9 protein-coding genes are annotated in these 8027 nt (G+C 68.1%); 8 read left to right on the forward strand and 1 reads right to left on the reverse strand.

The window, feature by feature from the left end; translation table 11 throughout:
• The first annotated feature begins 24 nt into the window (after window positions 1–24).
• The 5 genes from ACXJKR_RS18035 to ACXJKR_RS18055 all read left to right on the forward strand — a co-directional run bounded on the left by ACXJKR_RS18035 (window position 25) and on the right by ACXJKR_RS18055 (window position 4755).
• Window positions 25–702 carry a YggS family pyridoxal phosphate-dependent enzyme gene (locus tag ACXJKR_RS18035; RefSeq protein ID WP_457323996.1) on the forward strand — a complete coding sequence of 226 codons (678 nt, stop codon included), beginning with the start codon at window positions 25–27 and terminating at the stop codon, window positions 700–702.
• Window positions 699–1376, forward strand: a complete 678-nt coding sequence (locus ACXJKR_RS18040; protein ID WP_457323991.1) for a c-type cytochrome — start codon at window positions 699–701, stop codon at window positions 1374–1376. The genes ACXJKR_RS18035 and ACXJKR_RS18040 overlap by 4 nt, the downstream gene beginning before the upstream one ends.
• The gene (locus ACXJKR_RS18045) at window positions 1373–2650 is read left to right on the forward strand and encodes a c-type cytochrome (protein ID WP_457323992.1); all 1278 of its coding nucleotides are present in this window, start codon (window positions 1373–1375) and stop codon (window positions 2648–2650) included. Before ACXJKR_RS18040 ends, ACXJKR_RS18045 begins: the two co-directional genes overlap by 4 nt.
• A 211-nt stretch (window positions 2651–2861) precedes the next feature.
• Window positions 2862–4409: a methyl-accepting chemotaxis protein gene (locus tag ACXJKR_RS18050; protein WP_056193022.1), complete on the forward strand. Its 1548-nt coding sequence runs from the start codon at window positions 2862–2864 to the stop codon at window positions 4407–4409.
• Window positions 4410–4437: 28 nt separating this feature from the next.
• The gene (locus ACXJKR_RS18055; RefSeq protein ID WP_056193025.1) at window positions 4438–4755 is read left to right on the forward strand and encodes an energy transducer TonB; all 318 of its coding nucleotides are present in this window, start codon (window positions 4438–4440) and stop codon (window positions 4753–4755) included.
• Window positions 4756–4853: 98 nt separating this feature from the next.
• On the opposite strand, the gene ACXJKR_RS18060 is transcribed toward ACXJKR_RS18055, so the two are convergent.
• A complete protein-coding gene (locus ACXJKR_RS18060) occupies window positions 4854–5252 on the reverse strand; it encodes a cold-shock protein (protein ID WP_157281153.1) in 399 nt (132 codons plus the stop codon).
• Between the two features lie 108 nt (window positions 5253–5360).
• Here ACXJKR_RS18060 and ylqF point away from each other — a divergent pair, with 108 nt between their 5' ends.
• The 3 genes from ylqF to ACXJKR_RS18075 all read left to right on the forward strand — a co-directional run.
• Entirely contained in the window at window positions 5361–6326 is a 966-nt protein-coding gene (ylqF, locus tag ACXJKR_RS18065; RefSeq protein ID WP_457323993.1) for a ribosome biogenesis GTPase YlqF, read from the forward strand.
• Between the two features lie 65 nt (window positions 6327–6391).
• Window positions 6392–7786: a wax ester/triacylglycerol synthase domain-containing protein gene (locus ACXJKR_RS18070; RefSeq protein ID WP_457323994.1), complete on the forward strand. Its 1395-nt coding sequence runs from the start codon at window positions 6392–6394 to the stop codon at window positions 7784–7786.
• Window positions 7783–8027: acyl-CoA dehydrogenase family protein (locus ACXJKR_RS18075; protein ID WP_457323995.1), on the forward strand; the 245-nt coding region annotated here is incomplete at its 3' end. The genes ACXJKR_RS18070 and ACXJKR_RS18075, both read left to right, overlap by 4 nt.

An 8027-nucleotide genomic window follows, 5' to 3' on the forward strand; every position in this document is an offset into this window, starting at 1 on the left:
GATCTGTGGAGTGCTCGGACCATTATGGCGATCTCCGACTCCCTCCAAGCCACCAAAAATCGCATCGCTGCGGCATGTGCCTCGGCCGGCCGCCCACCCCAGGCGGTCCGTCTGCTCGTCGTCAGCAAGACCTTCCCGGCCTACGCCGTGCGCGAGGCCTTTGAGGCCGGCGCCCGCGCCTTCGGGGAGAACTATGTGCAGGAAGGCCTGGCCAAGGTCGGCGAGCTGAGCGATCTGCGCGGCCAGATCGAATGGCATCTGATCGGCCCGCTGCAGTCCAACAAGACCAAGCCCGTGGCCGAACAGTTCGATTGGGTGCACAGCGTGGACCGGCTCAAGATCGCCCAGCGGTTGTCCGAGCAACGGCCGGCCGACCTGGCGCCGCTCAATGTCTGCCTGCAAGTCAACATCAGCGGCGAGGCGAGCAAGAGCGGCCTGCTGCCCGATGACGTGGCGGCGCTGGCTCGCGAGGTCGCAACCTTGCCCCGGCTGCAGCTGCGTGGCCTGATGGCGGTGCCCGAACCCGGCCCCGAAGCGCTGGCGCAGCATCGGGCCATGGCCGCGCTGTTCGAGACGTTGAAGCAGGCCGGCCTGGCCCTGGACACGCTGTCGCTGGGCATGAGCGCAGACCTTGAGGACGCCATCGCGGCCGGCTCGACGATGGTGCGCGTCGGCAGCGCCATTTTCGGAGCGCGGGGGTGAAGGCCGCCTGGCTGCTGACCCTGACCGCGCTCGCGGCCCAGGCCCAGCCCGTCCCTGACACGCTCGCTCAGCGAGCGTTGGCCTGCACCGGCTGCCATGGCAAGGAGGGGCGCGCCGCACCCGACGGCTACTACCCCCGTCTGGCCGGCAAGCCGGCCGGCTATCTCTACAACCAGTTGCTGAACTTCCGCGACGGCCGGCGCGACTACGGTTTGATGAGCGAACTCATCGCGCCACTGTCCGACGCCTATTTGGAGGAGCTGGCCGGTCATTTCGCATCGCTGGACCTGCCCTATGCGCCGCCGCAGAAGTCTGGCCTTGCGGCTACCGAGCTGGCCCGCGCCGAGGCGCTGGTGAGCCGCGGCGACGCCGCCCGCCGCTTGCCGGCCTGCACCGCCTGCCATGGCGAGCGCCTGACGGGGACTCAGCCCGCCATACCCGGTCTGCTCGGTCTGTCGCGCGACTATCTGAACGGCCAGCTCGGCGCCTGGCGCAGCGGACAGCGCCGCGCCCAGGCGCCGGATTGCATGGCGCATATCGCCAAGACCCTGACCGAGCCTGAGATCAACGCGATCACCCAATTCCTCGCCGGCCGGGCCCTGCCGGCCGACCCGCATCCCGCGCCCACCCTGGCTGCCCCGCCGCCGTTGCGCTGCGGCGGCCTGCCGCCATGAAGCGCCTCTTGATCGGCCTCGCGTTGCTGGCCCTGCTGGCCATTGCCACCGCTTTCGGGTTGCTGGCCTGGCAACGCGCCCTGGGCGACGCAACGCCGCCCTCCGCCGCACCCGTCAGCCTGGAACGCGGCGCCTACCTCGCCGCCGTGGGCAATTGCGCCGGCTGCCACACGGCCCGCGGTGGTGAACGCCTGGCCGGAGGCCGGGCGATCCCGACGCCTTTTGGCACCGCCTTCTCATCCAATCTGACGCCCGCCGCCACCGGCCTGGGTGGCTGGAGCAGCAACGACTTCTGGCAGGCGCTGCATTTCGGCCGCAGCCGCGACGGCCGACTGTTGGTGCCGGCTCACCCGATCACCAACACCACCCTCGTCAACCGCGAGGACGCCGACGCCCTGTATGCCTGGCTGCAGGCCCAGCCGCCCGCGGCCGCGCCACGCCGCGAGCATGAGCTGCGCTGGCCTTACGGGAGCCAGCTGGCCGTCGCCGTCTGGCGGACCTTGTACTTCCGGCCCGGGGTCTATCAATCCGACCCGGCCCGGGACGCGGCCTGGAACCGCGGCGCCTATCTCAGCCAGGGCCTGGCCCATTGCAGCGCCTGCCACGCCGGCCGCGATGCCCTGGGTGGCGACCGTGGTGCAGCGGATTTCCGCGGTGGCCTGCTGGCCGGCCTGGGCTGGGTGGCCCCTTCGCTGCATGACCCGGCCGAGGCCGGTGTGCAGCGTTGGCCGACTGAGGTGCTGCAACGCTGGCTGCGCGACGGCAAGGCGCAAGGTCATGTGGCGCTCGGCCCCATGGCCGAGGTCGTCATCGGCAGCACCGCGGCGCTGGACGATGCCGACCTCGCCGCAATGAGCAGTTATCTGCGTGCCTTGCCCGAGCAGGCCGTTGCCCGCTCCGAGCCGGCCGAGCCGGATGCGCGCCGCCGCAAGCGCGGCGCCGGCCTCTACCGCGAGCACTGCGCGGCCTGCCATGGCGAGCAGGGCCAGGGGCGGCGCGACGCGAGCGGTGCCCCCGCCTACCCTGCGCTGGCCGGCAGCCGCCTGGTCACCCAGGCCAGTGCGGCCAACCTGATCCGCCTCATCGAGCGCGGCGGCTTCGCACCGGCGACGCCCGGCAACCCGCGCCCCTACGGCATGCCGCCCTTCGCGGGCGTGCTGGGCGCCGAAGACCTGGCCGCGCTGACCAGCCATCTGCGGGCATCCTTCGGCCACGCTGCAGGTGAAGTCGATGCCGTCGAGGTGCTGAGGCTGCGCGCCGTGGCGGCCCGTTGAACCCACAAGCCCCTGGGCGCGGGGGGCCGACGTGAACGACTTCACGCAAGCCTGCCGCAGGCAGGTAGCAAATGGTCACAGGTCGCGACACACTGCGCGCGGCTCCCGGGTAGGGCCGTCAAAAACAGGGCCGAGAGCCCTACAGTCGTCGTTGAATTCAAGAGCGGCAGCCCGCCGCCGATACCCGATCACCGGACAAGGACCTGAACAGATGAACTTCCTGACGCAATTGCGCATCGGCCATCGGTTGGCCTTGAGCTTTGGCCTGCTCATTTTGCTGCTGGTGGGGATCGGCATTTACGGCGCGAAGAATGCGAACGGCCTGGCCAAGGATCTGGACCGCACCGCCAACTCCAGCCTCTTCAAGATTGGCGCAGCCAACGGTCTGGAAAGCCAGGTCAACATCATTTCCCGCGCCGTGCGTGACTTGCTGCTGCTGGATACCGCTGGTGCCATCAAGAAGCAGAAGAAGGCCGTCACCGACGCGCTTGAAGAAGGCGAAAAGCAGCTCAAGAGCCTGGAAGATGCTGTCTCGGGTGACGGAGAAAAGGCCGCCATCGCCGAGGTGCGGGGTCACAAGGCCAAGTTCCTGGCTGCACTCGAAAAATTCCAGAAGATCCAGACCGACGGCACGCCCGACGAGGCTCGTGAAAGCCTGATAACCGACCTGCGCCCCGCCCAGGCGGCCCTGCAGGAAGGCCTGAAGAAGCTGGTCGACATCCAGTTTGAAAGCGGCAAGGCACTGGCCACGTCCGGTGTCGAACTGGCCCGCTTCTCCGTCTGGGTGACCATCGTCCTGCTGGTCGTGGCCGTGGTCATCGGCATCGGTGGCGGCCTCGTCATCACCCGTTCCATCGTCGCCCCGGCCCGCAAGGCCCAGCTGGCCGCCGAGGCCATTGCCGCCGGTGATCTGACGCAGGACATCCAGGTCGAAGGCCGCGACGAACTCAGCCAGATGCTGCAGGCCATGAAGGACATGCAGCAGGCTCTCTCGGGCGTTGTGCGCGATGTGTCCACCGCCGCCAGCGAGGTGGCCCAGAACTCCGGCTCCATTGCCGACAGCAATTCCAATCTGGCCGAGCGCACCACGCGTTCCGCCGCCAGCCTGCAGAACACCGCCGCTTCGGTGGAAGAGATCGCCTCCACGCTCAAGGGCGCCAGCGATCTGACCCGCCGCGCGGCTGGCATCGCCGTGACGGCCCGCCAGGCCGCCAGCAATGGTGGCGCCGTCGTCTCCAAGGTCGTCGAGACCATGGAAGAGATCAGCGCCAGCTCCAAGAAGATCGGCGACATCATCGGCGTCATCGACGGCATCGCCTTCCAGACCAACATCCTGGCCCTGAACGCGGCCGTGGAGGCCGCCCGGGCCGGCGAACATGGCCGCGGCTTCGCCGTGGTGGCCGCCGAAGTGCGTGCGCTGGCTCAGCGCTCGGCCGGCGCCGCCAAGGAAATCAAGGTGCTGATCCAGGAATCGACCGTCAAGGTCGAAAACGGCACCACGCTGGTCAACAACGCCGGCGTCACCATCCGCAGCGTCGTCGACGAAGTCAACAACATGGGTCAGTTGATCGAGGAAATCTCGCACTCGGCCCAGGAGCAGGCCACGGGCGTCGGCGTCGTCAACGGCGCCATGAACGAGCTCGACAAGGCCACGCAGCAAAACACCAGCCTGGTCGGCGATCTCAGCCGCTCGGCGGACGCCCTGCGCGACAGCTCGACGCGGCTGATCGAGGCGGTCGGCTTCTTCCGCGCCGCCTGACCCCATCAATTACTTTCCGAGGCTCGCCATGTCATTCCTGCGTTCCGCCACCATCCTGGCCGCCAGCCTGATGCTGGCCCTGGCCGCTCAGGCCGCACCCAAGGTCGTCAAGAAGGTGCCGCCTGAGTTCCCAGCCGAGGCCTCCAAGAAGGGCATCTCCACCGGCTCGGTCAAGGCCAAGATGACCATCGAAGCCGACGGCAAGGTCAGCGACGTCGAGATCGTCGAAGCCGAACCCAAGCGGGTCTTCGACCGCGCCGTGAAGGCGGCGCTGATGGAGTGGAAGTTCGAGCCCGGCGAAAAGGCCACTCACGAAGTCAAGCTCGTCTTCAAGAACGAGGACTGAAACCCGACCGAGCACAGTGCCTGCGCACTGTGCGACGCGGGTTTCAGGACAGCCGGCATGCAGGCCGGCTGGCATGAGCAGCGCCCGAGAGCCGCGCCTCAGCGCTTCATCACCGGCAACTCGCCGGTCCGGTCCGCGGGCTGCCACCAGTGCACCCCACCCGCCACCAGCATCACCGTGACCACGGCGCCCCCGGCCAGCAAGCCCAGGCGCCGTTTCTTTTGGGCCTGACGGGCGCGGACGCGGGTGCCGCCCGCCGATGCGCGCAGCGCCGGGCTGAGATGGGCCTGCGACAGCCGCTTCAGATTCACCGCCTGCTTGCGGCCGTCACGGCTCGTGACAATTTCAAAGCTCAGCGGCTCGTCCATCCGAGGACCCTCGCCGTCTGTCGGGAACGCGGCCAAGCCGACGAAGACTTCCTCTCCCCCGCCAGAGGGCCGGATGGTGCCGTAGCCGGCATCCTGGTTCCACGCGCTCAGTACGCCTTCGAATCTCATATTCACCTCAACGACTACCCCCAGATCTTGGGGGATGCGGCGCAGATCGCCGCAACCGGATGTAAGCCACCGACAATCCGCCCTCCCAAATTCCCACCTCCCCTGCGCATGCCCATCAACTGGTTCCCCGGCCACATGAATTCCACCCGTCAGGCGATCAAGGATCGCGTGAAGGCGGGGCTGGACGTGGTCATTGAACTGCTCGACGCGCGCCTGCCCGGCTCAAGCAGCAACCCGCTGCTGGCTGCACTGACGACGGGCCGGCCGTCGCTGAAGGTACTGAACAAGCAGGACCTGGCCGACCCGGCCCAGACCGCCGCCTGGCTGGACTACTACAACGCCCAGCCGCACACCCGCGCCATCCCGCTGGATGCCGGCGACAAGGCGCCGGCGCGCGCCCTCATCAAGGCCTGYCGCGAGCTCGCACCGCTGCGCGGCGACATGCACAAGCCGCTGCGCGTGCTGATCTGCGGCATTCCCAACGTTGGCAAGAGCACGCTGATCAACACCCTGGTCGGCAAGCGCGCCGCCAAGACGGGCGACGAGCCAGGCATCACCAAGATCGAGCAGAAGTTCGTGCTGGAGAACGGCTTCTACCTGTTCGACACGCCGGGCATGCTGTGGCCGCGCATCGCCATCGAGCAGAGCGGCTACAACCTGGCCGCCAGCGGCGCCATCGGCCGCAATGCCTTCGACGAGGAGGAGGTGGCGCTGGAGCTGATTGCCGTGCTCAAGCGCCACTACCCCGAGCGCCTGCAGCAGCGCTACGGCCTCACCGAGCTTGGCGCCGACGACGCCGTGCTGGAGGCCATCGGCACCAAACGCGGCGCCAAGGTGCGCGGCGGCGGCGTGCTGATGCACAAGGCCGCCGAAGCGTTGCTGATGGACTTCCGCGGCGGGGCGCTGGGCTGCATCACGCTGGAAACCCCTGACGAGATGACGGCCTGGCGCCGGGCCGCTGCAGAGGAGGAAGAGCGCAAGGCCGCCGAGGCAGAGGCCGCGCGTCTGGCCGACAAGGAACGCCGCAGCGGCAAGCGAAAGTCGTCCAGCGGGGACGCGGAAACAAGCGCGTAAATTCCCGGCCTTGACCGTCTCACCGGCGCGCCTATGCTGGGCCGCCCGGAACGACACGAGACATCATGAGCCGACTCTCCCTGCTCGACCTCGCCTTCTTCATCGCCGAAAGCGAGGCCAGTCCCAAGCATGTGGCGGGCCTGCACATCCACCAGATTCCCAAGGGTGGCGGCGCCAACTTCGCCAAGCAGCTCTATGAGGAGTTCCTGACCCACACCGACGTGCAGGCGCCCTTCGATGCCGTCATCAACTTCGTCTCGCCCACGCTGATGCCGAGCTGGAGCACGGCCGAATCGGTGGACCTGGCGCAACACGTCTTCTTCCACAAGCTCAAGGCCGGCCAGAACGACCGCGAGGCCCTCTATGCCTTTGCCGCGGAGTTGCACGAACCGGTGCTGGACCGCAGCCGGCCGCTGTGGGAGGTGCATGTCATCGCCGGTCTGTGGGACAAGCAATTCGCCATCTACTACAAGATGCACCATGCCGTGGCCGACGGCATCACGATGACGCGCTGGGGCGTCGAGTCCCTGCGCGCGACGCCCGACGACGACACCGTCACGCCGGTCTGGATCTTGTCGCACGCGCGCCGCGCCAGCGGCCTGTCGCGCAAGAAGCGGCTGGATCAGGCCGTCGCCGGCACCGTCTGGAAGCAGCTCACCGCCAACAGCAAGCGCGCCGTCGGCATCGGCCGGCTCACGGCCATGCTGGCGCTGGAAGCCATCAAGCTGACCAAGAACGCCATCGCCCTGCCCTTCATGGCCAGCCGCGGTACACCCTTCACCGGCAATGCCACGCCAGGCCGCCAGTTCGCCACCGCCGCCGTGCCCATGGCCCGCATCGAYGCCATCCGCAAGGTGTCGCGCGCCACGCTCAACCACGTGGCCCTGACCTGCCTGGACGGCGCCATGCACCGCTACCTGGCCGACGAGGGCATCGAGCTGGACCGGCCCATCACCATACAGATGCCGGTCAACCTGCGCCGCGAAGGCGAGAAGAGCGGCGGCAACAAGATCGGCATCATCCTGGTCGACCTGTCGCCGCCCACCGATGACGCCTATGTGCGGCTGCRCAATGTCGGCTATTCGCTGCGCAATGTGCGCACGATGATCGACGCCGTCGCGCCCGAGGCGGTCGAGACCTACACCATCCTGACCGGCCTGCTCGGCCAGATCGCCGGCATGCTCAAGCTGGCCGATGTCGTCACGCCCATGGGCAACACGCTGGTGTCCAACGTGCCCGGGCCGGCCGAGCGCCTGTACATCAAGGGCGCACCGTTGCTGGAGATGCACCCCATGTCGACACTGCCGGCCACCCATCTGCTCAACATCACGTTGTTCAGCTATGCCGGCACTCTTTACTTCGGCCTGATTGCAACCGACGCCCTGCCCAACCTGGGCCGGCTGGCGGCCTATGTGGAGGAAGAGATCGCGACGCTGGAAGAAGCCGTCGGCATTTCATGAGTCTTCCGCTCTTCCCCTCGAACTGGATGACCGAGGAGCACCACCTGCTTCAGGACAGCGCCGCGCGCTTCTTCAGCGAGCGCTGGGTGCCGCGCGCCGCAGCCTGGCGCGCAGCCGGCCTGATGGAACGCGACACCTGGCGCGAAGCCGGCACCCAGGGCCTGCTGTGCGCGGCCATGCCGGAAGCCTTCGGCGGTAGCGGCGGCGACTTCGGCCATGAGGCCGTCATCGTCATGGCGGC

The organism is Roseateles sp. P5_E11 (genome assembly GCF_054049355.1).

Bases quoted from the DNA above. Each gene is read 5' to 3' on its own strand.
- ACXJKR_RS18045 (WP_457323992.1), top strand. From the start codon at position 1,373: ATGAAGCGCCTCTTGATCGGCCTCGCGTTGCTGGCCCTGCTGGCCATT.
- ACXJKR_RS18060 (WP_157281153.1), bottom strand. From the start codon at position 5,252: ATGAGATTCGAAGGCGTACTGAGCGCGTGGAACCAGGATGCCGGCTAC.
- ACXJKR_RS18050 (WP_056193022.1), top strand. From the start codon at position 2,862: ATGAACTTCCTGACGCAATTGCGCATCGGCCATCGGTTGGCCTTGAGC.
- ACXJKR_RS18055 (WP_056193025.1), top strand. From the start codon at position 4,438: ATGTCATTCCTGCGTTCCGCCACCATCCTGGCCGCCAGCCTGATGCTG.
- ACXJKR_RS18035 (WP_457323996.1), top strand. From the start codon at position 25: ATGGCGATCTCCGACTCCCTCCAAGCCACCAAAAATCGCATCGCTGCG.